The sequence below is a fragment of the Bacillus sp. OTU530 genome, from assembly GCF_038440375.1.
Map to the genome: position 1 here is coordinate 89813 of NZ_JASATP010000017.1, position 25377 is coordinate 115189.

Below are 25377 nucleotides of genomic sequence, written 5' to 3' on the forward strand. Positions count from 1 at the left end.
AGAAACAATGAGCACGAACATTGTATGGCATGAGGCATCAGTTTCCAAGCAAGAGCGTCGCGAACAAAAAGGAAATCATAGCTTTGTTCTTTGGTTCACAGGTTTATCCGCATCTGGCAAGTCTACGCTTGCCAATGCGGTAGCTCGTAAGCTATTCCAAGAAAAAGTTGGTAACTATGTATTAGATGGGGATAATATCCGTCATGGTTTAAACAAAGACTTAGGATTTTCTGAGGAAGCACGCACAGAAAATATTCGCCGCATCGGTGAAGTGGCAAAGCTATTTGTGGACAGTGGTACAATTGTATTAACTGCGTTTATTTCTCCATTCCGTGCAGATCGTACACAAGTACGCGATATTTTAGAAGCGGACGAGTTCGTTGAAGTATTTGTGAGCTGCCCGATTGAAGAATGTGAGAAGCGCGATCCAAAAGGCTTGTATAAAAAAGCGCGCAACGGCGAGATTAAACAATTTACAGGTATTGACTCTCCTTATGAAGAGCCAGAAAATCCTGAAATCGTTGTTTCCACACACTTACATTCTATTGAGGAATGTGCGGACCAAGTTATCCAATATTTAAAAGAGAAGCAATTCATTTAAGTATAGACAGAAGAATGCACTGTGATGGGAGGTGGCAAAATGGGAAAGGTCTACCTTGTGGGAGCAGGACCAGGTGATCCTGATTTGATTTCTGTGAAGGGACTTAAGTGTATTCAGCAGGCGGATGTCATTTTGTATGATAGGCTGGTGAATGAGGAATTACTGTCCCATGCGAAGCAGGATGCAGATTTGATTTTTTGCGGAAAGCTCCCTGATTGCCACTTTATGCAGCAGGAAACGATAAATGCTCATCTTGTAAAGCTTGCGAAGGAAGGAAAAACGGTAACAAGACTTAAGGGCGGAGATCCTTTTGTATTTGGACGCGGCGCTGAGGAAGCGGAAACGCTAGCTGACAACAATATTCCGTTTGAAATCGTTCCTGGCATTACATCTGGCATTGCTGCTCCTGCTTACGCTGGCATTCCGGTGACACATCGTGATGCTGGTGCCAGCTTTGCCATCATTACAGGTCACCGCCGCGAGGGTCAGGAAGAGGATACGAAATGGGAGAGCCTGGCAAAGGGAATTGATACGCTGGCGATTTACATGGGTGTAGGGAATCTTCCATACATTTGCGGCAAGTTATTGCAGCATGGAAAAAGCGAGCAAACACCGGTTGCGCTTGTTGAATGGGGCACAACTGTATCACAGCGTACAGTAACGGGCACATTAGGAACAATTGTTACTATCGCGCAAAAGGAAGAAGTACAAAACCCAAGTATGATTGTGGTTGGCGAGGTTGTTCGCTACCGGGACAAGATCCAATGGTTTGAACAACAAACATCCAAAAATTACTATGCAAGCGGGGCGTTGTAAATGCAAGCAGTATTATACATTTGCCACGGCAGCAGAGTGAAAGAAGCGTGCGAACAAGCGCGCTTCTTTGTCTCTCAAGCAATGGCTGACATAGATGTACCAATTCAAGAGGTATGTTTTTTGGAATTAGCAGAACCATCCATTGAAGCAGGCTTACGAGTGTGTGTGGAAAGAGGAGCAACGCGTGTTGCGGCCGTGCCAATTTTATTGCTCACTGCTGCACATGCTAAAGAAGATATTCCGAATGAATTAGCAGAAGTAAAGCAGAATTATCCAGATGTAACTTTAACGTATGGTGAGCCGTTTGGTGTGCATGATGAAATTGTGTCGATTTTGCTGGAGAGAATCGGTAAGGAGCGTATTGCTGAAGATGCGATGGTATTGCTTGTTGGACGCGGCAGCAGTGATCCGGACGTAAAACGTGATATGGGGAATATCGCTTCGCGATTACAACATACATACCCGTTCCAGAAGGTTGATATTTGCTTTTTGGCAGCAGCGGAACCAAGCTTTGAGCAAGGGTTAGAGATGGCGCTTGCATCGGGTCATAAACAGGTGTTTGTTGTGCCGTACTTATTGTTTACCGGTATTCTAATGAAAAAGATGGAACGAACGATTAAGAAGTTAGGACGGGAAGAGCTTATACTCTGTGATTACTTAGGCTACCATCCAAATTTGCGCAAGGTTCTTGCCACGCGCGTACAGGAAGCAATGGAAGGAGAAGAGTATGTACCCACTTACGCTACACATACAAAATAAGCGTGTTGTTGTTGTTGGCGGCGGCAAGGTGGCTCTTTTTAAAATTGGGCCGCTTGTCAGAGAAGGAGCCCATGTGACTGTTATTAGTCCTGAAGCTGATGGAAAGGTACAAAAACTTGCTGAAGAGGGGCACATTACGTGGCTTGCGAAGACATATGAAGAATCAGACCTTGTCGGAGCGCTTCTCATTATTGCCGCGACAGATGACGCGGAGCTTAACACCCGAATTGCAGCGGAGGCGGGCGAGAACCAGCTCGTGAACGTCATTACAGATCCGACTGCAGGAAATGTTCATCTTCCAGCTGCATTTGAGCGCGGCCGATTAATGATTGCTGTTTCCACTGGCGGTGCTAGTCCGAAACTTGCAAAGAAAATTCGGGATGATCTGTCGGATACATATGGCGAAGAGTATGAGCAGTATTTGGATTTTTTATATGAATGTCGGATTAGAGTGAAAGCTTCTGCTCACAACAAAGCAGTGCGGAATGTATTGCTGCAGGAGGTACTTAAATCGGAGTATATAGGCTCGCTGGAAAAACAACAGCAGTTTTTAGAGAACTTATAAGACACTGATATGGCGTGGTTGCCACATCCTCAGTGTAAAAAGGGACTTTTACAGAAAAGGCACTATCGTTCGGTAGTGCTTTCTTTGCATTTTCAGAATGTATAAATTTCCATCTAAGAGCCAATTCGACGTAGTCGGAAATTTTAGAAATACAGTATAAGGGCAACTACGCCTCTGTTTTCACCCAAGGGCAGGTAGGAGGTTTTCATAAATATTCTCCGCCTAAACCGCATGTTCGCTTTGCGTACTTAACATTAAGAAAAATCCCGCCTAATAAGCAAACAAAGGTCCAAGTAAGGGATATGAATGGAAAAAAGGATCCTAGCTGAATATTTAACTGAGATCCTTTTTCGGTATTTTCCGGTTTATTCATCTGCTGGCTGTAAGGTAACCCTAAACCAACAAGGTGAATAACATTTTATGTTTGGAAGAAACAGCAGCAAAATAACGATTTTGCTTTTATAAGTATGGCATTGGGTTTACTGCGTTACTCTTTGCTAGATTCCATTCTCCTACATGCAATTCAAAGTGAAGATGCTGCCCTTGTGAATCCCCTGTATTACCCATGATTCCAATTTGCTGACCTTGCTTTACAGTTTGTCCTGTTCCAACAGAATAGCTGCTTAAGTGTGCATATACAGTTGTGTAGGTTTGTCCGTTGATGCGATGCGAAATAAATACAACATTTCCGTAGCTGCTTGAAGCATAGGCGCGTATGACAACACCATCTGCCGCCGCTACAACCGGCACTGTTCCTGATGCCGCAATATCTACACCTGCATGCAGTTTCCCCCATCTTCCTCCGAAGCCTGATGTGAAAGCGCCAGCTGCAGGTTTGATGAATCCGCCTTGATTGACAGCTGCTACGCTAGGTTGACTGGATGCTCCAGCGGAAGGCGCAGCTGCCTTTTTTGCATCCTCCGCAGCCTGTGCTTGAGCCGCTGCTGCTTGAGCTGCCTGAGCCGCTGCCTGAGCTGCTGCACGTTTATCCGCTTCCACAAGTTGCTGAGTCGCTTGTCTTTGTGCTTCTAAAAGCGCTTTTGTTTCTTCAGTGCTTTCGATTTCCTCCATCGTTTGCGATAGCTTTGCATGCATGTCATTCATAAGAACTTCCTGCTGCTGCTTGTCTGCCGCTTGCTGCTGCTGCTTTTGTACCTGCATTTCTTTTTGTTGCTGCAATGCCGCTTCCTGTTCTTTTACTGCTTTCTGTTCAGTTTCGACAGCATCTTTGTCTCGTGCCTGCTCTTGTAAAATATCATTATCAGAATTTAAGATAAGCGACACAGAATACATTTTTTCCAATAAATCGGTTATGTTTTTAGAGTTGATAATCAACTCTGTGACTAAGGTGCTGCGAGGCTGCTCCTGCAGTGTGCGCAGACGCTGATCGATGAGAACCTGTCGTTTTTCAATTTGTACTTGTAAGTACCCGATACGACGATTTTTTTCTTCAATTACAGCTTCTGTTTCTTTAATTTGTTGTTCAATTGTTGCTAGTTCCTGTTCTGTGTTAGCAATTGCTGTATTCAGTTCATCTAGTTTCTGCTGAAGAAGTGCAATATCCTGTTCGATTTGCAGTTTCTCCTGCTTATGGTTATCTAGTTGTTGAGATGTTCCATTCAATTGCGATTCAATGCTGTTTAATTTATCCTGGTTTGTTTCTGCATATATGGAAGCTGTTGGAGCAAGTAAAAAGGCTCCTGTCGCTAGCATACTCAAAACAGTATGTTTCTTCATTGTTGCGTTCCCCTTTCTCTACCGTATTTTTATACCATAGAATGAAAGAAGAATCTATTATTTTTACCATAATGTAAAGAAATTTAATAGAATGTTAGATTTTTATGCAAATGTACTGAAGTTATCTGAAATATAGTTCGTTTTTTACATATTTATTTGCATATAGTGTGATTAGGTTGTTTTAGGGCTTATAACCTTAAGGAATGAATGAGAAGTTGGTTATGATTAAATATCTTTATTAAACGATATTTAATCATATTAAAAAAACGATTTTTTAAAGTGGCTGCTGAAATAGAAAAATAATTGGGAAGTGAAAGCCTGAAAGAGGAATTTGTTTGGGGAGCGGTGCGATAGAAAACTTTGCGAGTCCGAGGGTGAAGTCGGTCTAAAGTCCTAGTGAAAACCGTTCCTTGGTTCGTTATGAGGATGCTTCGTTTCAGATAAGATAAGAGTATCAAAATGAAGGGAGGCAAAAAGGTATGAAAAAGTTTCTCACCTTTTTAGCAGCGGGAGTACTCGTTATCATTGCGCTCGCCACGCTCGGTCATATTGTGGGCTTATTGATTGGAGCAGCGATTGCGTATTGGAGTTTCAGGTCATTTCTGAAAGCCGATGCGCTGCTAGGAAAGTTTTTCTGGGGTATTATCGGTTTGATTGGCCTGTCCATTGTTTTGGGGAATTTCCCAGCTATTATTGGAGTCGGGGCAATTGCACTACTGTATTACGGGTATCGCAATTACAAGACTAAATGCGGCGGCAGAAAACAGGAAGATGCGTACAAATCGTTTCGTAGTTTTGAAGATGAATGGGACCATGTAATGAAACATTATTAAGAGAAGGGAAGAGATATGTATGAGACAATCCTTATTCCAACGAATTCGTAATATTGTAATGGCGGATCTCCATAATGCACTTGATGAGAAGGAGCGTCAAAATCCGATTGCCCTCCTGAATCAATACTTACGTGATGGTGAACAAGAGACAAAAAAAATTGAACAGCTCATTGAGCGTCACGGCATGCTGAAGACGAACTTTCTTCGTGAGAAAGAGCAGGCAGCATATATGGCAGAAAAACGGAAGCAGCAGGCTGATATTGCGCGTCAAGCAGGTGCTGCTGATTTAGAGGCGAGGGCATGGAAGGAAGCGGAATATTATGAAGGGCAAGCATCACGTTTAGCGGATGCTCATGCAAAAACAGCGGAGCAGGTCGAAGAATTACAACGCCAGCTGACTGAGATGAAAAACAAGCTCAAGGAAATGCAGACAAAGCGGATGGAGCTCATGGCACGAGAAAATATGGCGCACGCCAACCGCCGTATTCATGACACACTTGGAAAAATGTCTAAAGATAATCCATTTATACGTTTTGAAGAGATTGAAGAGCACATGCGTGATCTGGAGATTCGAGTACACGAGGCATATGAGCGTGACACGTTTGATTACAGAATTGCTAAACTTGAAAAAGAATTGAAAGAATCTGCACATTCATAACATCCATTGTCTAGCAGCTTATGATATAGTAGAGAAGAAAAGGAATTGCATAACAATTCCTTTTCTTCTGTTTCATACTTTAAGAAAGCATAAATTTCCTAGCTGGCAAGTCATTCGATGTATCTGGAAATTTTAGGAATATAGTGTAAGGGCAATTACACCTTTGTCTTCGCCAATCGGCGAGTTTTCTTTATTACAACTGGGAAAGGAGGAGAGAGGTATGAAACGGCAGCTGCTAAAAACGGAAATTGTCGCGATTGCCGCCATTTTGTTTGGGATTGGACTCCTCATTGATATTATTACGCATAACTTTGAACCGGTTGCCCTTGTTTTTTCAATTGTGATGATTGTGGTCGGTCAGCATTACCGCAGTAAAGGAAAGAAAAAAAGAGGAACCGTTCTTCTATCTATCGGTGCTCTTATCTTTATTGTACATGTGTTCTCTTCTGCTGCATTTCAGCTGTTGCTTGCAAGCGCAATTATGTATATAGGGTATGAATTGCTTCAAAGCAGAAGGCGCCCAATTATGCTGCAGATTGAAACAAAGGAAGCAGCGGACTCAGGCTCTGCAGTGCTGCGTTCTGAACCGTTTTTAAAAAATATGTTTGTCGGAAATTACCGGGTGATGGATTGTGTCTATGAGCTGCAGGACATTAATATTCGGTATGGAGTGGGTGATGTTCACATTGATTTAACGACAGCAATGATCGCTGAGGGAGAAACTGTCATTGTGATTCATGGTCTTGTCGGTAATATCCGTTTGTATGTACCATACGATATTGAGTTATCTTTGAATCATTCTATGCTGCTTGGACGCGTTTCTGCGTGCGGACATGAGGAGAAGGGGTGGAATCGAAATCTCATTTTTCAAACAGAGCAGTACAGGGAGGCTTCGAGACGAGTAAAAATCATCTCCTCGCTTCTTGTTGGTGATACGGAGGTGAGATATGTATGATAGGGAAACAATCCAGTTTTCCATGGACATATTTTAACTATTCGATTTTGTCTTGTCTCGGCGTCTCGCTTTTTGCAACGATTGTATATGCTTGGAAAAGTAAGCAGCCAGTATACGAATTTTTAGTGGGGAGGGAGATTGCATCTGTTCCAATGGTTTTATTTGTAATTGGCGGCAGCGGCTTGTTCGGTGCTGTGATCGGTTACTCGATCGGACAATATACAAAGCGCCGTCTAAACGAAATTTCTTCCGTTCTATTGGAAGTTGAGCGCGGAAGTTATCCGAAGGAGGATCTCTTTACTGCAGAAGATGAGTTAAGCTCTATTGGTAAGCGGATTGTAGCTCTCTCTTACCGTTTAGAAGAGCAGGCTGGATTATTTCAGAAGCTAACAAATGAAAGGGCTGAATGGAGCGAGGAAATGAGGCAGGCGACGATTTCTGAGGAGAGGCAGCGATTGGCGCGCGATCTGCATGATTCTGTCAGTCAGCAACTGTTTGCTATGTCTATGATGATGTCTGCGGTGATAGCGCAAAACGATAGAAATTCGGAAACGGTGAGCAAGCAATTGCAACTGGTAGAGCATATGGTCATAAATGCACAGACGGAAATGCGCGCCCTTTTGTTACATTTACGGCCAATACAGCTTGAGGGAAAAAAGCTAAAGGATGGAATAGAAGAGTTGTTAACAGAGCTTTCGCGTAAGCAGCATATTCATCTATCCTGGCATATTGAACAAATTGATTTAGAAAAAGGGGTCGAGGACCATTTATTTCGGATTGTACAGGAGGCGCTATCGAATATGCTTCGCCATAGCAAAGCGAATAAAATGGAGCTTCGCTTCCGGCGCTTCGGGAAGTATGCGATTTTAAAGATGATGGATGATGGCATCGGATTCGATGTTTCGCAGCGTAAAGCTGGTTCATACGGCTTGGAGTCCATGCAGGAGCGTTCGCAGGAAATCGGAGGTACGTTTAAAATTCTTAGCTTTCCAAACAAAGGAACACAATTAGAAGTGAAAATTCCTATCATTGCTCGGGAGGAGGGATAGACGATGATTCGGGTATTACTTGTTGATGATCATGAGATGGTTCGGATGGGAGTCGCTGCTTATTTGTCTACGCAGCCCGATATTGAGGTTGTAGGGGAGGCAGAAAACGGCAAGCGAGGAGTCGAGCTGGCGCTAGCGCTTCGTCCTGATATTATCTTAATGGACTTAGTGATGGACGAAATGGATGGTGTAGAGGCAACAGAATGTATTATACAAGAGTGGTCTGATGCTAAAATTGTTGTCGTGACGAGCTTTTTAGACGATGAAAAGCTGTATCCTGTTATTGAGGCAGGGGCGGCAAGCTATATGCTGAAAACATCGCGAGCGAGCGATATTGCTGATGCACTGCGAGCAACGCACAGAGGAGAAACTGTGCTCGAACCGAAGGTAACGGGAAAAATGATGTCCAAAATGCGTCAAAAGCAGGAGTACAAGCCACATGAGGAGCTTACGGAGCGTGAGCGAGAAATTTTGCTGCTCATTGCCGAGGGAAAATCAAATCAAGAAATTGCTGATGAGCTGTTTATTGCGTTAAAAACAGTGAAAACGCATGTGAGTAACATTCTAAATAAATTGAACGTCAGTGACCGTACGCAAGCGGTAATTTATGCATTTCGTCACCAGCTTACAAAGTAGAGAAGCGGAAACAATGGATTAAGCCCTTTTATATGGGAAACTAGAAACAGGCAAGTTCCGCTTACATACATTTACAAAAGGTAGAGATTGCCGATTCTAAACGAGGTGAAGACGTATGTATGATAATCCGTATTTTCCTTACGGAGACAGACCAATGCAGCCGCAACCACAGTCGCAGATGACACCATTGACTCCTTCTGGTTCCTATCCGCCATTTTCTCCAGGAATGTATCCGCCAGGGCATGGGGGTGGAGGTTATCCGCCATATCCGCCAGGACAGGGAGGCGGAGGCTACCCATCATATCCGCCGGGGCAGGGACAAGGAACCCACCAAGGACCTCCACAAAGTGCTCCTCCTTCGTATACACCACAAAAGCCGCAACATATGGCATATGCTGTTGATCCGGGCGGCATAAGAGGTTGCTTGTATCGCTATACGTATATTTGGCTGCAAAATGGCAAAGGCTTTTGGTTTTATCCTGTATTTGTTGGACGTACTTCTGTCGCTGGTTATCGATGGAGCCGAAATCAATATAGATGGCTCTATACAGGAATTGATTTAAATAACATTGATTATTATCAGTGTGGGTAGATAAGTAAGGGGCTCCCGCTTAAATGAAGGCACTGAGAAATTTCATTTGAAGAGAAAAAGAAGCCGATTCCCTGCGATGTGCAGAGAATTTGCTTCTTTTTATGTTCTGTGGAGGCAGCGTTAAATTAGACCTGGCTACGGGCAAGAGCTCTAACTGTACATATCCAAATTTTTAATGTTTTTGGCTAATCATGTAATAATATCTAAAAAATAAATAGAAGGAATATATAGTGGCTTTACAGAATATAGTATGTAATCCAAAAAGGGGATTAGACCAAATCTAAAGAGGTGACGGAAATGCTAGTGCCAGTTTTGTTGCTTGTCGCGAGTACAGTCACGTTATTTTTATATGCTACATATGCACGTTCTTTAAAGCAATCAGAAGCATTGCTGTTCAACAAAGGAAATATATTTGGAAAGCACTCTCGTTTTGTAGTTTGTGTCAAATGCGGAAGGGCACAGATGGCCAATGGCGGCTATCAGGAATGTTGCCGAACTAGATTATAGAAAAAAAGAAACCTTACCTCACAGGTAAGGTTTCTTTTTGGAACGAAAAACATAATATTTAACATTTAGGGTGCTGCTCTGCTTCCTTCCGCAAAATAATCTTTCCCAGTGTATAGGCAAAAATTTGATGAGAAGAAAATCAGAAAAATTTGTACGAATTAAAATTTCCAGAATCATACATATTGTGTATGTATGATTCTACGATCAGATCAAAGAATCGATCGTGTTTGCCGTTTCACTGTAAGAATGTATAAATTTCCAACTGTGAATTGTTCGACATAGTCGGGAATTTTAGAATACAGTGTAAGTGCAACTGCACCTCTGTCTTCGCCAATCGGCGAGTTTTCTTTATTATTGTAGTCTAGATCTGTACTTTCGAGCTATTAAAAATCCAATGATGAGTGCAAATAGAAGCGGCGTCCAGAATCCGGCTGAGAGCAGCGGATGAGTCATGTCGTACTGCAGCCATTCAATCGATAAAAAGCTTCCGAATACATAGAAAATGAGAATGGAAGCGAAAAATGAAAGAAGTCCGATGACAATTAAATGCAACCTCAAGCTAATCCCTGGTTCACAAAACTTACTAAAAGTTACAATTCAACATTGAACTTACAAGCTTTGCATCTCCTTTCGGAAACGTGTGCCTCACAGGATTCGCACACTAGAGGACCGCTCTCGCTCAGTCAATAAGGGATATTCTTGTTCCTTATTATAGGTGTAACCTATCTCTGTAAAGATAACCGCAACCTTCTTCACGATGTTCCAGTTAAACGGTAATCTTATTCTACATCCTGTATCCACAAGCTATCAATGGCTTTTGTATAATTCTTCCACTTTTAGTGTTGTTTTGCAACCAGTCTTCACCTCCTTTTGAAATAATATTTCATCATTTTTGCGAACTTCCAGCAGCTTATTTGCAGCTGTTGTAACCTCCTTACATACAGTTTCATATTTATTGTTGGTTGAAAATGGATAAATTATAAGGGTGATTTGGAAAAAATGTCGAAATTACAGGAACAATTTTAAAAGGAAAAGTTTTTCGTTGTATCGAATGTTACAATATCCCGTTTTTTGTAATATATGTAATATTTAGTTGGAGCAGCTGTTATCGACAGTAGTGAAGAATGCTGTACATACTTGTTGCATGAGAAATTAGAAGGGGACGTGGGTAGGAGTTGATACGATGAAACGACTGATGATTACGCTAGGGGTTTTAGCTTGTATGGCGATAGGATACGTTGCATTAAAGGAGCTGTTTATATATTATGGAAACCGCTCTCTTAGTGCGGCAGGTACTTTACATTCGCAAACAGTGGATGAGAAGGAGTCGTCGCTGCAGTTCATTCGAACTACACATGAAAGCTTAAATGCATTCTTGAATTTTGGAAAAGCTGATTCGTATACAGAGGGAGATTGGAAGAATCTGAAGCAATGGTTTCAAGAGCAGGAGCCCGCATTAAAGGAATTCCCTACTTTGCTGCGAGATACAAAGCTAAAGAACGATACAACACGCGCCTATGAAGCGCTTAAGTTAGGAGTAGATAAAAGCAATATACAGCTTGTTATATACGGTCATCGTATTTACCATGATTTAGATATTTTGGTGAACCAATACAGCCTTGAAACGAATATCTGGCATTATACAGAGTTCGAGAAGCAGGAAAACGTAAAAATAGTAGAAGGGGCAATCCAATCGGCTTCACAGTAAAAGCATGCTTGTCCTGCAGATAAATACACTGTATACCTAAAATTTCCGGATACATCGAATGGTTGTTTTCTGGAAATTTTAGGTATACAGTGCTAAAAAGCTAGCAAAGGGCTTAGGCTTCTTTGTTAGCTTTTTTCTGCTTACGCAGCAGCTAGTTTACTGTTTCTCGGTGTAAGCTGATAAAGCTGTGCAATAAACTCTTATAAATCAGAATTTCGTTTATATACCTGGAATCTTTGGGTTTACTATCAAGAAAAGATTGTAGCAGTGTCAAAAAAACGACAAATTCTCCCGTTGATAAGGTTTTTCTTTATTTTTATTGTTCTGTTTGTTACTATACTTGGTAGCGAGCAAAACTGCAATGCGAACCTAATAGAGCTAAGGGGGACAAACATGCTAGAACAAAAAATGAGTGATATTAAAATGCCTGCTGATGCGATTATTCGAGTAGAGGAAATGAAGGGCGGCGTTGTTTTATCGGTAGAGATAGACGGTCGTGTTATCTATACGATGGCATATGATCAGGATACGGACAGCTATGGCGAATTGTATGACCGTAACGACAAACGGGCACGGCAGGTACACCATGATCTAATGGGATGGCAGCTGCTTCATTAAAAGCAGATTCGTAATTGCCGGTATCATTTTTGGATGAGCATTCTCTATTATTCTTACAAGACAGAAAACCAGCTTGCTTACAAAGTGGTTTGACTCTATATCTTATTAGCCATATGAGAATAGTGGACAAGCCGTGTTTTTGGCTAGTAGACGATTTCTGATAGACAGAGCACTTTTGTTTTCTAAACTGGTTGGCTCCTTTGCAATGAGTAGATATGTGGCAGTGGAACATACTCTCAGACCTATAAATACTATATTTTCTAAAGAAAAGACGCACGACTGACGCGTCTTTTCGCTTTTTTACACTTTAAGAAAGTAGAAATTTCTAGCTGGAAAACAACTCGACGTAGCGAGAAGTTTTAGAAATACAGTATCAGTGCCACTACGCCTTTGTCTGCGCCCAGGGGGACAGGGCTTGCCAATCGGCGAGAACACTCCGGCCTTTGACTAAAAGAAGTCTCCTTGCGGGAATGAAGCGTTAGCGTAGCGAGTAGGTGGGAGTGTTCAAAAAAGGGATTGATAAATCATGCGTGCTCCAATCATAATGAGCACAGCCCGCAAGATGTTTATGATTGTTTTTCCGCTTAATTTCATATTGATATAGGCACCAAATCTCCCTCCTGCCCAAGCTCCTGGAACGAGGAGAAGTGCATATAGCCAAATGACATTTCCGAGCAGGATATGGGTAATAGATCCTGTTACCGATGATAGAAAAACGACGAGCATGGATGTCGCGACTGCAATATGAGGAGGAAATGCAAATAAAAGCAGCATTGCGGGCACGAGCAGCGAGCCGCCCCCGACCCCAAATAAACCGGATATACAGCCGATGAGAAAGGAAAGAATAACAGCCGTGGCAGGGTGAAAGCCGTATTGCACTGTTTTCCCTTCTTCTGTGATAAAGCTTCTCGTAATGGCGCGTTTTTTTGAGAATGGAACAGACTTCAATTTTTCCTTTAGCATCAATAAAACAGAAACTGCAATCATAAATATTCCAAAGTACAGCGAGAAGGAATCCTGATTAAAAAATTGGTTTGCCCATGAGCCAACCATGCTTCCAGGTCCGCTTCCTAGAAAAAACAGCAGTCCGCTTTTATAATCTACACGCTTGTGCTTCATATAGCTCAGTGTAGAGGACAGTCCTGTAAATACGACTGTCACGATAGATGTGCCTACTGCAAGTTGTGGGGACACATTGGGAAGGTGCAATAAAGCTCCTAGGCCGGTAAGCAAGGGAACAATCACAATCCCGCCACCTAGGCCCACAAGGCTCCCAATTGTGCCTGCAATAAATCCAACAATAAGTAATATGATATATTCCAAGGTACACAGCTCCTCTATGTATGGGGTATAAAATTAGTATACACTTTATTTAGTGTAAGAGAGGAAAGGATTTTCAGTGCATGTTGTGTTGTAACTTGTTATAATTTTCCTGTTCTCAAATCAACATAAATGCTGAAATTTGGTGGATGTAGAAGTGAAACAGTTTGCAGCAACCATTCGGTGTTTCAATATTCAAACGGAACCTAATTAGATCAGCAAATTAGCAATATAGCTGAGGCGGCAGCAAAGAAATTTAAGATGGAAATAGGATTCTAAAAAGAAAGGTGGTGAATCCTGCTATAAAAACATACAAAAGCATAGAGGCATCATTTAAAAACTTCACGAACGATTAGCGTGCAAGTGGTGAAATCGAATTCGTAGAAGCAGGAAATGATCTAACGGTTTGATTTGTTTATGTTTTTAGTAGCAGCGAACAGGAACATGGATGAGGGTAAGGTCATGATAAAAAATAAAATTCACACTTTATATCCTTCTTTTACGAAATCAGAACAAAAGGTTGCAAATGCAATCCTGCAACATGGGAAACAAACTATTTATTTTTCAGTGACAGAGCTTGCTGAGGCTGCGGATGTGGGAGAGGCGACAATACTACGTTTTTGCCGAAAACTTGGGTATAAGGGATATCAGGAATTTAAGCTTACGTTAGCAAAAGAGCCATCCGATGAAGCTGGGCATGGAGGGGAAGAGAAGTCAGATGTGATACAAAGATTATTACACGGCTATGCGGAAAGTCTCGAGGATAGTTCCCGCTTTTTAAATCGTGAAGTTTTAACTGCAGCGGTGAATGCTTTGTTTCGTGCCCGCTCTGTACATATATTTGGGACAGGATTATCGGGAGTTACCGCTGTTGATATGAAATACCGATTTTGGATGGCGCGCAAGCATGCTGATGCAGCAACCGATTACCATGCACAGAGAATGACTGCAGGAGCGTTGACAGAAGGGGATGTCGTCATCGCTATCTCAATTACTGGAAACGAAACAGAGATGGCACAGGCGTTGCAGGAAGCAAAACGGAATGGGGCTATTATTCTTGCTATTACACACTATGCCGATTCTGTCGTTACACAAGCTGCAGATTATGTGCTATTCACAACTGGCGCAGAAACGTTTGCTGGCGCCAAGCTCTCTCAATTATTTATTGCGGATTGTTTATGTGAGGGAATTGCTCTACAAGAAAAAGAATCATCCGATAATGGATGATTCTTTTTCTTGTTAGAAAATTAAATTTAATAGTAAGTACATAATAGCTGCGAGTGAAGCGGAAATAGGCAAGGTAATGAACCATGTAATTAACATGCGCTGCGCTGTTCCCCATTTTACACCTTTTACACGGTGAGCAGAACCTACCCCTAAAATAGAGGATGTAATTACGTGGGTTGTACTTACCGGTAAGTGAATATACGTAGCCCCAAAAATGATAGCAGCTGATGTTAAGTCTGCGGCAGCGCCGTTTACAGGGCGAATCTTCATAATACGACCGCCAACGGTTTTGATAATTTTCCAACCGCCAATTGATGTACCGAGACCCATAGCAATTGCACAGGAAATCTGTACCCAGATTGGGATATCTGTTGTGGTAAGATAGTTATTGGAAATTAGAGCCATTGTAATAATCCCCATTGCCTTTTGGGCGTCATTCGTACCATGGGTATAAGATTGTAAAGCTGCCGTGAAAATTTGGAAAATCCGGAAGCCTTTATTTGTTTTTGCTAAGTTGTAGTTCTTAAAAATAAGCTTGAAAATTGAGTACACAATATATCCAGCTATAAATGCAAGAACCGGGGAAATAATAAGGGATTCAATAATTTTTAGAAATCCTTGATAATTAAGCGCTCCAAATCCTGCGGCAGCAATGGCTGCACCTGCGATCGAGCCGATGATGGCATGGGAGGAGCTGCTTGGAATACCGTAGTACCATGTGATTAAGTTCCATGCAATGGCTGCAATTAAGGCAGCTAGTATTACCACTGACCCGTTTTCCAGCTTAAATGGATCGACAATATCCTTTGTAATCGTTTTTGCCACACCTGTGAACGTCATGGCACCGAGGAAGTTCATCGCAGCTGCTAGTATAATCGCCTGTCGCGGCTTTAATGCTTTTGTAGAAACGGCAGTGGCAATCGCATTTGCTGTATCATGAAAGCCGTTGATGAAATCAAAGGCTAACGCACCAATGACAACTAAAATAGTTAAAATTAAAAATGTATCCATTGTTATGCCATTACCCCTTATGCGTTTTTCATAATAATTGTTTCTAATACATTTGCCACACCTTGACAGCTGTCAGCAATTTCTTCAAGATTCTCGTAGATTTCTTTGTATTGAATAATTTTAATTGGGTCCTTTTCTCTTGAGAACAAATGCTTAATGGAATGTCTTAAAATGTCATCACAAGTGGACTCATGGTCCTTGATTTTAATCGCATTTGTGCGAATATCGAGCAATTTTTTGTTAGATAGAAGTTCAATCGCAGTTGCGATTTCATTTGCACAGGCATGAATTTCGTTTACAAATTTTTGTATGTATTCATCCGCTTGTGTGATGGAGTACATATCAAATAAAGCAGCTGAGTGTTCTAGACCATCTAATACATCGTCCATACTCATTGCCAACTGTAAAATATCTTCACGTTCAATGGGTGTAATAAATGCTTTGTTTAATTCCATAATCAGCTCATGCATATAAGAGTCGCCTTTTGTTTCATACTCCTTCATACGAATGGATAATTCCTTTAAATCACTTGCGTTTTTAATTTCGTGATCGGCTAGAAATTGTGCACTCTCTTTTATGGTTTCTGAAATATTTGAAAGCATCTCAGAAAACTTATCTTTCTTTGCTTTGAAAACCATCCTTGTTACCTCCACCAAAAGTAATATATAAGACACACACAACTCGGATTGTATCAGAAAAATGTCGAAAACTAAAACATTTTATCGTAATTTTTACAAACTCTTAACATTGTTGCTGTTGTTTAGTTATTAAAGTACATGATGAATTTACAAAACCTTGAAACTTATTGTATAGTATGCACAATTTAGATAGAAGTATGAAATAGTACCTTTGTTTGGTAAGATAAAGAAAATGCTGAAAAGGATTGTTTTGCTATGATTTCAATAGGATTAACTGGCTGGGGCGACCACGAATCTTTATATTCTGACAAACAAGCAGCAAAGCAAAAGCTGCGTACGTACAGTCGTCATTTTTCGGTTGTCGAGGTAGATAGCTCCTTTTACGCGATGCAGCCGACTCGCAATTATCATAAGTGGATTGAAGAAACACCAGCTGATTTTTCATTTGTAGTTAAGGCATATCAAGGGATGACAGGGCATATGCGAGGGGACATTCCATTTACAGACGCAGAAGAGATGTTTACAGTCTTTAAACAGTCCATTGTGCCGCTGCAGGAAGCAGGAAAACTACGCATGGTGTTATTTCAATACCCGCCTTGGTTTGATTGTCAGAAGAAGCATGTAGAGTTGCTGCGTTATACGAAGGAGCGTATGAATGACATTCCATGCTCCATTGAGTTTCGGAATCAATCCTGGTTTGAGCCGCAAATGTGTGACAGAACGCTTGCATTTTTAGAGCAAGGGAAGTGGATTCATACGATTTGTGATGAACCCCAAGCGGGAGTCGGTTCCGTACCAGTTGTTTTGCAAGCGACTAGTCGTGAGGCAGCGCTTATTCGTCTGCACGGACGTAACATTCATGGCTGGAGCAATACAGGTTTGCCAAATTGGAGGGCAGTCCGCTGTTTATACCGCTACAATCAGGAGGAGTTATTAGAATGGGCAGAGAGACTGCGATGGCTACAAGAACAGACGAAGCAAATCTATGTTTTATTTAATAATAACTCTGGCGGTGATGCTGCTGATAATGCGAAACAGCTGATGAAGCTGTTAGGGGTGGAGGAGCCACAGAAGGATTCAGAGCAAATGCGTTTATTTGATTGAGGGAGAAGGAAGTGGAGAAAGAAGAAAAACGCTGTACAAACAGGGGGGATGCGCAGCGTTTTTCTCATATACATATAGGGGGTGAACCCCATTTAAGCTTCTTGTTAATAATGATAACCATTATCAATTAAAATGTCAACAGATTTATGGAAAACGGAGGGAGATGCGTTGAGACAGCAGGAACAGATTTATCATGAGATGCTTCATGCCTTACATGAGGCAAGAGACAGCCTTACGTTCGCAAGCTTGTATGAGCATCTGCTGAGAAAAGGGATTATTGAGGATACTCGTGATGATCGTAAGCTTGTGGTCAGTGTGATGAGGCAGCTTGAGAGGGAGGGGAACGGTGTAGTTTCATTAGTATGTCCAATCAAAAAAAATAAAGAGCAGTGAACTGCTCTTTATTCAAAAGAATGACGAAAGTATAGTTAAAAATATCGGTTTGCAGCAGTAACGGCAAAGCCGCTTCTTTACAACGTAAGGTATAAATCTCCAGATAGAAGCTAATTCGGCGCAGCAGAAAACTTTAGAACAAACTGTAAGTGCAGCTACGTTCCTGACGTCACCTAACGGCTCGTCAACCGGAGCGTTTTTTTAAGCAATGCCAAGATATTTTAATGTTTTTGCAGGTGTACTATGATTAAAAAAGTGCTGTAAAAAAGCAATATCTACACCTGCTTTATAGGCGCAATAGCCCCATGTTTTTCGCAACGTATGGGAACTTATACCCTCTAACCCGGCTTCTTTTGCTGCTTTATTCAGGATAAACCATGCATGCTGCCGGGTAATCGGTCTTGTTCCTTTTTGTGACTTTAGGAGCGGCTCACTCGGCTTAGAATTCTGTCGCTCTGTTATATAAGCTGAGATAGCTTCTTGCAGCTCGGAGTTAATTGAGAACCATTTATGTTTTGTCGTTCTATCATTTTGAAATAAAATAGAGTTACGTACATGTCCCCTTTCATCCATTACGTCTGCTACTTTTAGCTGCAGAAGCTCACTTACTTTTAATCCGGAGTTTACAGCTAAAATAAACAGCAAAGCATCGCGTCTGGACGATTGTAAAAGGATTTGCTTTATGTGATGCAATTGCTGTTGATCTTGAATCGGTTGACCCATTTGTTTCACGTATGACACCTTCCTCATGGAACAAGTAAACGAAGAGGGAAGAATCCCTGATTTTCACACTGTAGGAAAGTATAATTTCCAGCTAGAAGTCATTCGACGTAGTGGGAAATTTTAAGGATACAGTGTAAGAGCAACTACGCCTCTGTCCTCGCCCAAGGGCGGGGCTTGCCAATCGGCGAGTTTTCTCTAATATAACGAGAAGATGTGTATTTCGTGTGAACTTTTTATAGAATATAGGAAAATTGTCAAGATCCGTGTTCAGGTTTCTGTAGCTGGAAATAAAAGGTGACTCCGTCTTCTGAATTTTGTACACCGAAGGGAGCTTTGTGCAGTTCTAATATATGTTTAGTAATTGACAGCCCGAGTCCAGTTCCTCCTGTATGCCGGCTTCGGGATGCATCAATACGATAGAACCTATCCCATATCCTCTCTAAACTATCCTCTGGAATCGGCTCACCGGTATTATGGATAATAACCTTTACTTCGGAGCCGTAATCATATGCACCAAGTGTAATACATTGTCCGGTAGGAGTGTGGCGAATTGCATTACTTAGTAAATTGACTACCACCTGTTCTATTTTATTTCGATTTGCTTGTACGATAAGAGTTCGGTCTGCTTCAAGCTGCACATGCAGATGTTTGTTTTCTATGTTAAACGAAAGCTTTGCGTGTACTTGGCTCAATAAATCGCCGATAGAAAAGGGAGTCATTTTCAGCTTATACGTCCCGGATTCGAGCTTCGCAAGCTCCAACATCTCCAAAATTAGCGTATTCATGTTGTCGACTTCCTCTAAGATGACATCCGTATAATAGTCTGTATCTGAACTTATTTTGTCTTTAATTCCTTCTGCAAAGCTACGAATCACGCTAAGTGGGGTTTTTAGTTCATGGGAAATACCCGAGATAAACTCTTTGCGTGTTCGCTCAAGCTGCCGCTCCTTTTTTACTTCCTCTTTGAGCTGTTCATTAGTAATCCGGAGCTTCTCAATACGGTCCTTTAAATTAACAGAAAGCGTATTAATACTCTTGGATAGGCTTCCAATTTCATCATGAGATATAACGGGAAGCTTTTGGCTGAAATCGAGGTTTGCCATTTTTTTTGTTACATTGTGAATTTCTAAGAGAGGGCGTGCAATCATTTTAGAAAAATAGAATGACAGCAGAATAATGATGAAAAATACAAAGATAAAGGCATACAAATAATAATGCTTTAGTACATTCATCGCTTCATCAACGGGCTGGAGCGATGTCATCGCAAAGGCAAATGCTTGAATCTTTCCGTTTTGCATAATAGGCTTTACAAACACTTGATTCCGAACCTCTTCATTTTCCTGAAACGAGTACGTAGTCAGCTTTCGTTGGTCTGCTTCCCCGAGACGCACCGCAAGTTCCCAACTTTGTACCGCCTGCATGAGTGAATCCACATTACTAATAAAATGTAAGTCAGCTTTCAAAGGAAGGTGCAGCTTTGTAATATATCCTTCGGTGTCAATCATAAATTGATGAGAGTCAAGTTCATCCTTAATCATATCCCACTGAATGCCAAAGGCTTTCAAATCTTCAATGACACTGTCGCTCCGCCATTTTTGATTTTTTGTCTGTATTGTTACAGGTATAATTACATTATCCTTTAAAATCCCTTTTATAAATACATGGTCACGTTCTTGGAGGGAGAGGTTCATAAATGACGAATAGGCTTCTCCGTTTAGAATGGTGTTTAATGGAATATAAAATGTTTTGTTTGTGTTAAGTTCTTTTATTTCCATATAATAGTAATTCTCGTCCTGTACGATGCCATTTCGATCGAGCAAGAGCAGCTGTGCGTTCGTTTGCTCGTAAAATCTTTGCTTAAGCTGCTTGACTGTAGTAAAATCTTTCCTGCTATGTTCATAGTCAGTGACAAATTCCTTAAACGCTTGTTGCACACGATCAGTTTTTTTCTGTATATAAAACTTTTCTAAAAAAAGGGATTGTCCGAGAAAAAAGAAAAGAAATGTAATGGTGAACAATCCCACTGTTAATAAAAATAGCTTCCAAACAACGCTTTCTCGCTTCATGTCTGCCCCCTAAGTTGCCTTAATTATTTGCTTCATTATAGCAAACGGATGAACAGACGGATGGAAAAATCAGAAGTTTATCCTAATGTTTGTTATTATTCAGCGTTTGTGCTTCTTGTTCTGAGGTATATTAAAGAAAACTCGCCGATTGGCGAGCCCTGCCCTTGGGCGAAGACAGAGGCGTAGTTGCCCTTATACTGTATTCCTAAAGTTCCCCACTACGTCGAATGAACTTCCAGCTGGGAATTTATACTTTCTTACAGTGTAAAGAAAACTCGCCGATTGGCGAGCCCTATCCTTGGGCGAAGACAGAGGCATAGTTGCCCTTATACTTTGTTCTTAAAATTTCTCACTACATTGAATTGTCTTCCTGCTAGAAATTTATACTTTCTTAAAGTGTAAAAAAACGGAGCTTGTCGTTGCAACGACAAGCTCCGTTTTTTCGGAAAAGACCTCCCCCACTGCTTTACAATTGTGAGGCCGCCTCAAGTGCAATTGTAATCATATCGTTAAATGTTGTCTGCCGCTCTTCAGCTGTTGTTTCTTCACCGGTAAAAATATGGTCACTTACTGTTAATACAGATAGTGCGTTCACACCATACTTTGCTGCTAATGTGTATAATGCTGTTGTTTCCATTTCGACAGCTAATACACCATAATCACCCAGTTTTTTTACTATATCCATGCTTTCGCGATAAAATATATCGGCTGTTAGTACGTTTCCGACACGTACATATAATCCTTTTCCAATGCCTGCTTCGTACGCTTTTCTTAATAAATCAAAGTTGGCGCATGGCGAAAAATCAAAGCCGGGGAAAGTTAAGCGATTGATGCTAGAATCTGTACACGATGTCATAGCAAGAATAACATCTCTCACCTTTACATCCTTTTGAATACCGCCGCATGTACCAACACGAATCAAATTCTTTACACCGTAGCTTTGAATGAGTTCGTTCACATAGATAGAGATAGAAGGAATCCCCATTCCCGTGCCTTGAACAGATACACGCTTTCCTTTATAAGTTCCTGTAAAGCCGAACATACCGCGTACATTGTTATAACACGCTGCATCCTCTAAAAATGTCTCTGCAATATATTTGGCGCGTAACGGATCACCAGGAAGCAAAATCGTTTCTGCAATCTCACCTTGCTTGGCCTCGATATGAATGCTCATGAATTGTCCCCCCTAAATATATGTAATCCAAATTATACAATAGTGTGGGAAAGAAAACGATAAGAAAGCTGTGGATGAAGCTGCTTGAACAATTGTAGTATGCACGTCTGCTGCAGAAATCAAACTTTGGTGAACCCTTTCATATAAATGAGTGGAATCGAGCAGACTAGTAGCAGGATGACGAAGTTTTATGCCAGCTCATGCTTTATCATCTTTTGTCATCGGAATGTATCATCTGCAAAAAGAGGGGACAGGTGGTGAAGGTGGCAAGGAAAGCATTGAAACCGTCAATCATGTGAGGAAAGAGAGGGTTTCAATAGAAAAGGCTGACATTAGTCCAAACGGAACCGTTAGTGTAACTGCGGAAATTGCATAAGAAACGTTAGGTGCATTTTCTTTTGATGAGCGAATTGGATGAGAGACAGCTGGACAAAAGCAAGAGTAGACTTATTACACAACCAATAATCTAGTGATAATGGAGGATGAAACATGAAGAAACAGCCATCAAACTTTACAGTCGCACATATTACTGATGATATGCATATGCGTTTAAAGCAAATTGAAGAGGACTTCGAGCAAAAATTAGGAAAGAAAGTTGCTCTTGTCGCCTATGAGGAGGAGAAGCGTTAAAAGAAAGGGCAGCCTTGCTTCTTCTTACACTATGGAAAAGTATAGATTTCCAACTAGAAGCGAATTTGGCGAAACAAGAAATTTTAGGAATACAGTATAAGGGTAACCACGTCTCTGCCTTCGCCCAAAAACAGATCTCGCCAATCGGCGAGTTTTCTTTAACTTTTCAATTGACAATGATTATCATTGTTGGTAGGATGGAAGAAAATATGAACGGAAGAGAAGGGGTTATTATGGAGGAGTTGTGGAATAAGTATCGCATTCGTACTATGGAGGCTGCAAGCGTTCATCTGGGGGGCAAACAGCTGATTGATGGGAAAGGGCTTGAGGCTTCTTTACAAACAATACAAAGCATGTTCCGTACTCCTGATAAAAAAACAGCAGCTTCGTTGTTTATAAAACGATATAATGTGTACATAGCTGTGCTAGAGGCTATGAGTTGCCGGAATGCGGAGACGCGGCTGTCACTCTCACAAATGTCATTCTCCTGTTCAGCTACTTATATTTTTACGTACGCCCCAATGTTATTTACGAAGCGAAGCAAACAAAGTCGTGATGCGTGGCGAGAGCAATTGCTGCAAGAGTTATTCCAAGAGCACCTTTCTGTCATGATTGCGTCGCTCGAACGTGAGACAGGGTTCTCAGCTTCTGTGATGTGGTCGCATATCGCGTATTATATTCATGTTATGTACGAGAGATGGATTCGCGAAGAAACGGATCCATTGATACAAGAGCGAATTATAGCTGATTTTGCTTACCTGCAGAAGCTGCCTGCAAAGTGGTTCGGAGCACGTGACCAAAATCCGCTGTGTGTGTCATTTTCTTGCATGAAACATCCTATAGAAGACAAGCCGGTACTTGTCCGAAAAACGTGCTGTCTGAACTATAAGACAGAAACTAGCAAGGGGCCTTGCTATACCTGTCCACGTTTATCGGAGCAAGAGCGTCTTGAAAAAATACATGCATTATCTAAAAAGGCATAATAGATTTTATGCCTTTTTATTTGGAAAAAAACGGAATAATGTTACAATAGAAGAAAAACAGTCGGGTGATAGCGCATGAGAAACATAACGCTTGGAATGACGGTTTTATTTCTTGTTCTTCTTGTTGCGGCATACGTACATAAGCAAGGAAGTGGAACAGAACGTACAGTTTCTCTGATGAAGAGTGGGGTGAAATGGGAGGTTGAAACAGCGGCTATTGGCAAAAAAACAAAGGTTTCTTTTATTATTCAAGATGACAAGGGGAAGGGCCTTCGAGGCTTGAATGACGAAAAACAAAATGAAATACGAGCTGTAATTGTACCGCCGGATATGAAGGAGTATATAGAAATTCAACCTTCCTTTCTCGGAAAAGGAGCGTTTATGTTTACCCATATTTTTAAGCAAAAGGGGGAATATGCTGTCTTTTTGTACGAAAAAAACAAAAATATGCGGCAATCCTTTGCAAATACAAGGATAACAATTGGCCAAGATAGCGAGAAACAGCAGAGTTTAGTTCCGGATTCCTTGTTAACAACAGAAATCGGACCATATAAAACATCTCTTGTGTTTAATGCACTGCGAGTGGGAAAAATGGAAACGTTAACCTTTCAATTCCCAGATAAGGGAGGAAGGCTGCGCTTTCGTTCGGAAAGTGGAGAGTTACCTTCCTTTCTGTTTGTAAATGAATCAAAACGTTCACTTGTACACACCGTGGCGCAGGACCAAGAGGGGAAGAAGGAACTCTCACTGGCTGTTACATTTCCTGAGGAAGGATTGTATAAAATGTGGGGGACCTTCTATGTAAATGGCAGGGAATATCATCGGGATTTTGTTGTACAGGTCGGGAGTAAAAACTAGAAGCTATATAAGAGCTATTGAAGAACTAAATACTTACATGTCAAGGAACGGAATATAGTAAATGCAAGAGAAGACAGATGCTGCTGTAGGAATTTGTCTTCTTTTGTTTTAACATGACAGAGCTATGCAGTAAACAGACTGCTTTCTTTTTTGTATTTTCTGAAATATTTTGGAAGATCAAGAAAACATTTATGGTAAGATACAAGTAGGAGAGCAAAAGAGGGGTGAGACGATGATTATAAAACAATTCAGCGGATACGAGCTGACGAAAGCGCAACCGAATACATCCGAGGATTATTTTAATCGTTCAGAAGTAACCTACATAACTAATGGAGAAGAACGGACGCTACATGTCCTATACGTTCGTTATTTCGAGGAGCAGCTGCAACAATTTACACCGTTTGCAGGAAATCCAGTATTTCAAATCGAAAACGAAGATATAGCATTTAAGGACATCGCTGCACTTGCCTGTTTACTGCATGACCCGGAGATGATCTCTCGAAAACGTGTGTATATTAATACAACTGAAGAACTTGCCCCGTACTTCGAGGTACACGCTGTTGAAAGATTAAAAGAAATTGCTGCCGAGTGCCGTAAAAATGGCAGCGTCCTAGTAAAGGAAGAAAACAAAACAGCATAAACATAAAGTACAAGAATGAAGAGGGGGAATATAGCATGTCCAATTCTGTAGTGGAAAATCAAACAAAGCAAGTAGAAGCCTTTTTACAGGATGTGGTTTCTGTTATGACAGAGTACATGAATCATCACACGATTATATCCTTGCTTGAAGAGTCCGAGAATGGAAATAAGGAATACTACGAAGGGCTTCTTGCCGGGATGCGCCGCTTACTTGTTTTTTGCGAGGAGGGTTTAGATGCGTGCCGCGTTCTAGTCAAAAGCACTCCGTTTCGTAAAGGAGCAGCGGAGCGCATGCTCTACAAAATTTATCATCAGGTCATATGTGAGTTTTTTACACCTAAAAACGATTATTGGTATGAAAATAGTCGTTCTGCTTATACGGGAAAAAATGCCATTGCATTTACTATGACACCACCTCTTTCCGTACAGCAGCTTATGAAATCACTTGAAGGTAAATTCCAAGTGATGCGTGAGGAGCTGGAATACTACGAAACAGATTATCAAACGAAAATGATTCAGTCGCAGTAAAAGCAGCCGAATACGCCATCGCCATCAACTTTAGCACAGTGCAGCCGCG

30 protein-coding genes are annotated in these 25377 nt (G+C 41.3%); 22 read left to right on the top strand and 8 right to left on the bottom strand.

From position 1 onward, the window contains the following. Positions 1 to 7: 7 nt before the first annotated feature. The 4 genes from cysC to AAHB12_RS14495 are packed head-to-tail and all read left to right on the top strand — an operon-like array spanning position 8 to position 2741. Positions 8 to 601: an adenylyl-sulfate kinase gene (gene cysC / locus AAHB12_RS14480; protein WP_129729117.1), complete on the top strand. Its 594-nt coding sequence runs from the start codon at positions 8 to 10 to the stop codon at positions 599 to 601. Between the two features lie 39 nt (positions 602 to 640). Then, a complete protein-coding gene (gene cobA, locus AAHB12_RS14485; RefSeq protein WP_129729116.1) occupies positions 641 to 1417 on the top strand; it encodes a uroporphyrinogen-III C-methyltransferase in 777 nt (258 codons plus the stop codon). Continuing rightward, the gene (locus tag AAHB12_RS14490; RefSeq protein ID WP_129729115.1) at positions 1418 to 2176 is read left to right on the top strand and encodes a sirohydrochlorin chelatase; all 759 of its coding nucleotides are present in this window, start codon (positions 1418 to 1420) and stop codon (positions 2174 to 2176) included. Beyond that, positions 2145 to 2741: an NAD(P)-binding protein gene (locus tag AAHB12_RS14495; protein WP_342045750.1), complete on the top strand. Its 597-nt coding sequence runs from the start codon at positions 2145 to 2147 to the stop codon at positions 2739 to 2741. Before AAHB12_RS14490 ends, AAHB12_RS14495 begins: the two co-directional genes overlap by 32 nt. A 459-nt stretch (positions 2742 to 3200) precedes the next feature. Here AAHB12_RS14495 and AAHB12_RS14500 read toward each other — a convergent pair whose 3' ends face one another. Beyond that, a complete protein-coding gene (locus tag AAHB12_RS14500; RefSeq protein ID WP_342045751.1) occupies positions 3201 to 4478 on the bottom strand; it encodes a murein hydrolase activator EnvC family protein in 1278 nt (425 codons plus the stop codon). A 479-nt stretch (positions 4479 to 4957) separates the two neighbouring features. Between AAHB12_RS14500 and AAHB12_RS14505 the strand changes: the two genes are divergently transcribed. The 7 genes from AAHB12_RS14505 to AAHB12_RS14535 all read left to right on the top strand — a co-directional run bounded on the left by AAHB12_RS14505 (position 4958) and on the right by AAHB12_RS14535 (position 9708). Continuing rightward, positions 4958 to 5311 carry a lmo0954 family membrane protein gene (locus AAHB12_RS14505; protein ID WP_129729112.1) on the top strand — a complete coding sequence of 118 codons (354 nt, stop codon included), beginning with the start codon at positions 4958 to 4960 and terminating at the stop codon, positions 5309 to 5311. 19 nt (positions 5312 to 5330) lie between these two features. Then, positions 5331 to 5969, top strand: a complete 639-nt coding sequence (locus AAHB12_RS14510; RefSeq protein WP_129729111.1) for a PspA/IM30 family protein — start codon at positions 5331 to 5333, stop codon at positions 5967 to 5969. A gap of 220 nt (positions 5970 to 6189) precedes the next feature. Continuing rightward, positions 6190 to 6924 carry a cell wall-active antibiotics response protein LiaF gene (gene liaF / locus AAHB12_RS14515; RefSeq protein WP_129729110.1) on the top strand — a complete coding sequence of 245 codons (735 nt, stop codon included), beginning with the start codon at positions 6190 to 6192 and terminating at the stop codon, positions 6922 to 6924. Beyond that, the gene (locus AAHB12_RS14520; RefSeq protein WP_425455923.1) at positions 6924 to 7973 is read left to right on the top strand and encodes a sensor histidine kinase; all 1050 of its coding nucleotides are present in this window, start codon (positions 6924 to 6926) and stop codon (positions 7971 to 7973) included. The genes liaF and AAHB12_RS14520 overlap by 1 nt, the downstream gene beginning before the upstream one ends. Positions 7974 to 7976: 3 nt before the next feature. Next, complete coding sequence (locus AAHB12_RS14525) at positions 7977 to 8609, top strand: LuxR C-terminal-related transcriptional regulator (protein ID WP_129729108.1); 633 nt, start codon at positions 7977 to 7979, stop codon at positions 8607 to 8609. 115 nt (positions 8610 to 8724) lie between these two features. After that, on the top strand, positions 8725 to 9201 hold the full coding sequence (locus AAHB12_RS14530; protein WP_129729107.1) for a hypothetical protein: 477 nt from the start codon (positions 8725 to 8727) through the stop codon (positions 9199 to 9201). A gap of 297 nt (positions 9202 to 9498) precedes the next feature. Next, a complete protein-coding gene (locus tag AAHB12_RS14535) occupies positions 9499 to 9708 on the top strand; it encodes a hypothetical protein (protein ID WP_129729106.1) in 210 nt (69 codons plus the stop codon). 351 nt (positions 9709 to 10059) lie between these two features. On the opposite strand, the gene AAHB12_RS14540 is transcribed toward AAHB12_RS14535, so the two are convergent. Next, positions 10060 to 10266: a hypothetical protein gene (locus AAHB12_RS14540; RefSeq protein ID WP_129729105.1), complete on the bottom strand. Its 207-nt coding sequence runs from the start codon at positions 10264 to 10266 to the stop codon at positions 10060 to 10062. 625 nt (positions 10267 to 10891) lie between these two features. Between AAHB12_RS14540 and AAHB12_RS14545 the strand changes: the two genes are divergently transcribed. Then, positions 10892 to 11416 carry a hypothetical protein gene (locus AAHB12_RS14545; RefSeq protein ID WP_129728081.1) on the top strand — a complete coding sequence of 175 codons (525 nt, stop codon included), beginning with the start codon at positions 10892 to 10894 and terminating at the stop codon, positions 11414 to 11416. Positions 11417 to 11809: 393 nt separating this feature from the next. Further along, complete coding sequence (locus AAHB12_RS14550; RefSeq protein ID WP_129728082.1) at positions 11810 to 12034, top strand: hypothetical protein; 225 nt, start codon at positions 11810 to 11812, stop codon at positions 12032 to 12034. A gap of 504 nt (positions 12035 to 12538) precedes the next feature. On the opposite strand, the gene AAHB12_RS14555 is transcribed toward AAHB12_RS14550, so the two are convergent. Continuing rightward, entirely contained in the window at positions 12539 to 13357 is an 819-nt protein-coding gene (locus AAHB12_RS14555) for a sulfite exporter TauE/SafE family protein (RefSeq protein ID WP_342045752.1), read from the bottom strand. Between the two features lie 459 nt (positions 13358 to 13816). Here AAHB12_RS14555 and AAHB12_RS14560 point away from each other — a divergent pair, with 459 nt between their 5' ends. Then, positions 13817 to 14581 carry a MurR/RpiR family transcriptional regulator gene (locus AAHB12_RS14560; RefSeq protein ID WP_165350762.1) on the top strand — a complete coding sequence of 255 codons (765 nt, stop codon included), beginning with the start codon at positions 13817 to 13819 and terminating at the stop codon, positions 14579 to 14581. A 12-nt stretch (positions 14582 to 14593) separates the two neighbouring features. Here the strand turns inward: AAHB12_RS14560 and AAHB12_RS14565 are convergent, their stop codons facing one another. Beyond that, positions 14594 to 15592: an inorganic phosphate transporter gene (locus tag AAHB12_RS14565; protein WP_129728085.1), complete on the bottom strand. Its 999-nt coding sequence runs from the start codon at positions 15590 to 15592 to the stop codon at positions 14594 to 14596. A gap of 17 nt (positions 15593 to 15609) precedes the next feature. Beyond that, positions 15610 to 16230, bottom strand: a complete 621-nt coding sequence (locus AAHB12_RS14570) for a DUF47 domain-containing protein (RefSeq protein ID WP_129728086.1) — start codon at positions 16228 to 16230, stop codon at positions 15610 to 15612. A 255-nt stretch (positions 16231 to 16485) separates the two neighbouring features. On the opposite strand from AAHB12_RS14570, the gene AAHB12_RS14575 reads away from it, so the two are divergent. Both AAHB12_RS14575 and AAHB12_RS14580 read left to right on the top strand, forming a co-directional pair. Beyond that, positions 16486 to 17334, top strand: coding sequence for a DUF72 domain-containing protein (locus AAHB12_RS14575; protein ID WP_129728087.1), 849 nt, complete (start codon positions 16486 to 16488; stop codon positions 17332 to 17334). A 168-nt stretch (positions 17335 to 17502) separates the two neighbouring features. Beyond that, a complete protein-coding gene (locus AAHB12_RS14580; protein ID WP_342045753.1) occupies positions 17503 to 17727 on the top strand; it encodes a hypothetical protein in 225 nt (74 codons plus the stop codon). Positions 17728 to 17928: 201 nt separating this feature from the next. On the opposite strand, the gene AAHB12_RS14585 is transcribed toward AAHB12_RS14580, so the two are convergent. The 3 genes from AAHB12_RS14585 to deoD form a co-directional block, all read right to left on the bottom strand. Beyond that, a complete protein-coding gene (locus AAHB12_RS14585; protein ID WP_342045754.1) occupies positions 17929 to 18459 on the bottom strand; it encodes a tyrosine-type recombinase/integrase in 531 nt (176 codons plus the stop codon). Positions 18460 to 18704: 245 nt separating this feature from the next. Then, positions 18705 to 20516 (bottom strand): sensor histidine kinase, encoded by a 1812-nt coding sequence (locus AAHB12_RS14590; RefSeq protein ID WP_342045755.1) that lies wholly within the window; start codon positions 20514 to 20516, stop codon positions 18705 to 18707. Between the two features lie 466 nt (positions 20517 to 20982). Then, the gene (gene deoD / locus AAHB12_RS14595) at positions 20983 to 21690 is read right to left on the bottom strand and encodes a purine-nucleoside phosphorylase (protein WP_342045756.1); all 708 of its coding nucleotides are present in this window, start codon (positions 21688 to 21690) and stop codon (positions 20983 to 20985) included. Between the two features lie 190 nt (positions 21691 to 21880). Here deoD and AAHB12_RS14600 point away from each other — a divergent pair, with 190 nt between their 5' ends. From AAHB12_RS14600 to AAHB12_RS14625, 6 genes are all read left to right on the top strand, one after another. After that, positions 21881 to 22066 (top strand): hypothetical protein, encoded by a 186-nt coding sequence (locus tag AAHB12_RS14600; protein ID WP_129728092.1) that lies wholly within the window; start codon positions 21881 to 21883, stop codon positions 22064 to 22066. 113 nt (positions 22067 to 22179) lie between these two features. Continuing rightward, positions 22180 to 22320: a hypothetical protein gene (locus AAHB12_RS14605; RefSeq protein ID WP_165350763.1), complete on the top strand. Its 141-nt coding sequence runs from the start codon at positions 22180 to 22182 to the stop codon at positions 22318 to 22320. A 209-nt stretch (positions 22321 to 22529) separates the two neighbouring features. Further along, on the top strand, positions 22530 to 23303 hold the full coding sequence (locus tag AAHB12_RS14610; RefSeq protein ID WP_165350764.1) for an IucA/IucC family C-terminal-domain containing protein: 774 nt from the start codon (positions 22530 to 22532) through the stop codon (positions 23301 to 23303). A 75-nt stretch (positions 23304 to 23378) separates the two neighbouring features. Continuing rightward, positions 23379 to 24161, top strand: coding sequence for a hypothetical protein (locus tag AAHB12_RS14615; protein ID WP_342045757.1), 783 nt, complete (start codon positions 23379 to 23381; stop codon positions 24159 to 24161). A gap of 232 nt (positions 24162 to 24393) precedes the next feature. Next, positions 24394 to 24801, top strand: a complete 408-nt coding sequence (locus AAHB12_RS14620; RefSeq protein WP_342045758.1) for a hypothetical protein — start codon at positions 24394 to 24396, stop codon at positions 24799 to 24801. A gap of 35 nt (positions 24802 to 24836) precedes the next feature. Next, entirely contained in the window at positions 24837 to 25328 is a 492-nt protein-coding gene (locus AAHB12_RS14625) for a YpuI family protein (RefSeq protein WP_129728096.1), read from the top strand. Positions 25329 to 25377: the final 49 nt, after the last annotated feature.

What these genes read in the sequence shown, in the direction of transcription:
- cysC (WP_129729117.1), top strand. Translation starts at nt 8, where the DNA reads ATGAGCACGAACATTGTATGGCATGAGGCATCAGTTTCCAAGCAAGAG.
- AAHB12_RS14620 (WP_342045758.1), top strand. Translation starts at nt 24,394, where the DNA reads ATGATTATAAAACAATTCAGCGGATACGAGCTGACGAAAGCGCAACCG.
- AAHB12_RS14490 (WP_129729115.1), top strand. Translation starts at nt 1,418, where the DNA reads ATGCAAGCAGTATTATACATTTGCCACGGCAGCAGAGTGAAAGAAGCG.
- AAHB12_RS14550 (WP_129728082.1), top strand. Translation starts at nt 11,810, where the DNA reads ATGCTAGAACAAAAAATGAGTGATATTAAAATGCCTGCTGATGCGATT.
- AAHB12_RS14565 (WP_129728085.1), bottom strand. Translation starts at nt 15,592, where the DNA reads ATGGATACATTTTTAATTTTAACTATTTTAGTTGTCATTGGTGCGTTA.
- deoD (WP_342045756.1), bottom strand. Translation starts at nt 21,690, where the DNA reads ATGAGCATTCATATCGAGGCCAAGCAAGGTGAGATTGCAGAAACGATT.
- AAHB12_RS14545 (WP_129728081.1), top strand. Translation starts at nt 10,892, where the DNA reads ATGAAACGACTGATGATTACGCTAGGGGTTTTAGCTTGTATGGCGATA.
- AAHB12_RS14590 (WP_342045755.1), bottom strand. Translation starts at nt 20,516, where the DNA reads ATGAAGCGAGAAAGCGTTGTTTGGAAGCTATTTTTATTAACAGTGGGA.
- AAHB12_RS14615 (WP_342045757.1), top strand. Translation starts at nt 23,379, where the DNA reads ATGAGAAACATAACGCTTGGAATGACGGTTTTATTTCTTGTTCTTCTT.
- cobA (WP_129729116.1), top strand. Translation starts at nt 641, where the DNA reads ATGGGAAAGGTCTACCTTGTGGGAGCAGGACCAGGTGATCCTGATTTG.
- AAHB12_RS14560 (WP_165350762.1), top strand. Translation starts at nt 13,817, where the DNA reads ATGATAAAAAATAAAATTCACACTTTATATCCTTCTTTTACGAAATCA.
- AAHB12_RS14570 (WP_129728086.1), bottom strand. Translation starts at nt 16,230, where the DNA reads ATGGTTTTCAAAGCAAAGAAAGATAAGTTTTCTGAGATGCTTTCAAAT.
- liaF (WP_129729110.1), top strand. Translation starts at nt 6,190, where the DNA reads ATGAAACGGCAGCTGCTAAAAACGGAAATTGTCGCGATTGCCGCCATT.
- AAHB12_RS14535 (WP_129729106.1), top strand. Translation starts at nt 9,499, where the DNA reads ATGCTAGTGCCAGTTTTGTTGCTTGTCGCGAGTACAGTCACGTTATTT.
- AAHB12_RS14500 (WP_342045751.1), bottom strand. Translation starts at nt 4,478, where the DNA reads ATGAAGAAACATACTGTTTTGAGTATGCTAGCGACAGGAGCCTTTTTA.
- AAHB12_RS14600 (WP_129728092.1), top strand. Translation starts at nt 21,881, where the DNA reads ATGCCAGCTCATGCTTTATCATCTTTTGTCATCGGAATGTATCATCTG.
- AAHB12_RS14495 (WP_342045750.1), top strand. Translation starts at nt 2,145, where the DNA reads ATGTACCCACTTACGCTACACATACAAAATAAGCGTGTTGTTGTTGTT.
- AAHB12_RS14575 (WP_129728087.1), top strand. Translation starts at nt 16,486, where the DNA reads ATGATTTCAATAGGATTAACTGGCTGGGGCGACCACGAATCTTTATAT.
- AAHB12_RS14525 (WP_129729108.1), top strand. Translation starts at nt 7,977, where the DNA reads ATGATTCGGGTATTACTTGTTGATGATCATGAGATGGTTCGGATGGGA.
- AAHB12_RS14605 (WP_165350763.1), top strand. Translation starts at nt 22,180, where the DNA reads ATGAAGAAACAGCCATCAAACTTTACAGTCGCACATATTACTGATGAT.
- AAHB12_RS14505 (WP_129729112.1), top strand. Translation starts at nt 4,958, where the DNA reads ATGAAAAAGTTTCTCACCTTTTTAGCAGCGGGAGTACTCGTTATCATT.
- AAHB12_RS14610 (WP_165350764.1), top strand. Translation starts at nt 22,530, where the DNA reads ATGAACGGAAGAGAAGGGGTTATTATGGAGGAGTTGTGGAATAAGTAT.
- AAHB12_RS14530 (WP_129729107.1), top strand. Translation starts at nt 8,725, where the DNA reads ATGTATGATAATCCGTATTTTCCTTACGGAGACAGACCAATGCAGCCG.
- AAHB12_RS14625 (WP_129728096.1), top strand. Translation starts at nt 24,837, where the DNA reads ATGTCCAATTCTGTAGTGGAAAATCAAACAAAGCAAGTAGAAGCCTTT.
- AAHB12_RS14510 (WP_129729111.1), top strand. Translation starts at nt 5,331, where the DNA reads ATGAGACAATCCTTATTCCAACGAATTCGTAATATTGTAATGGCGGAT.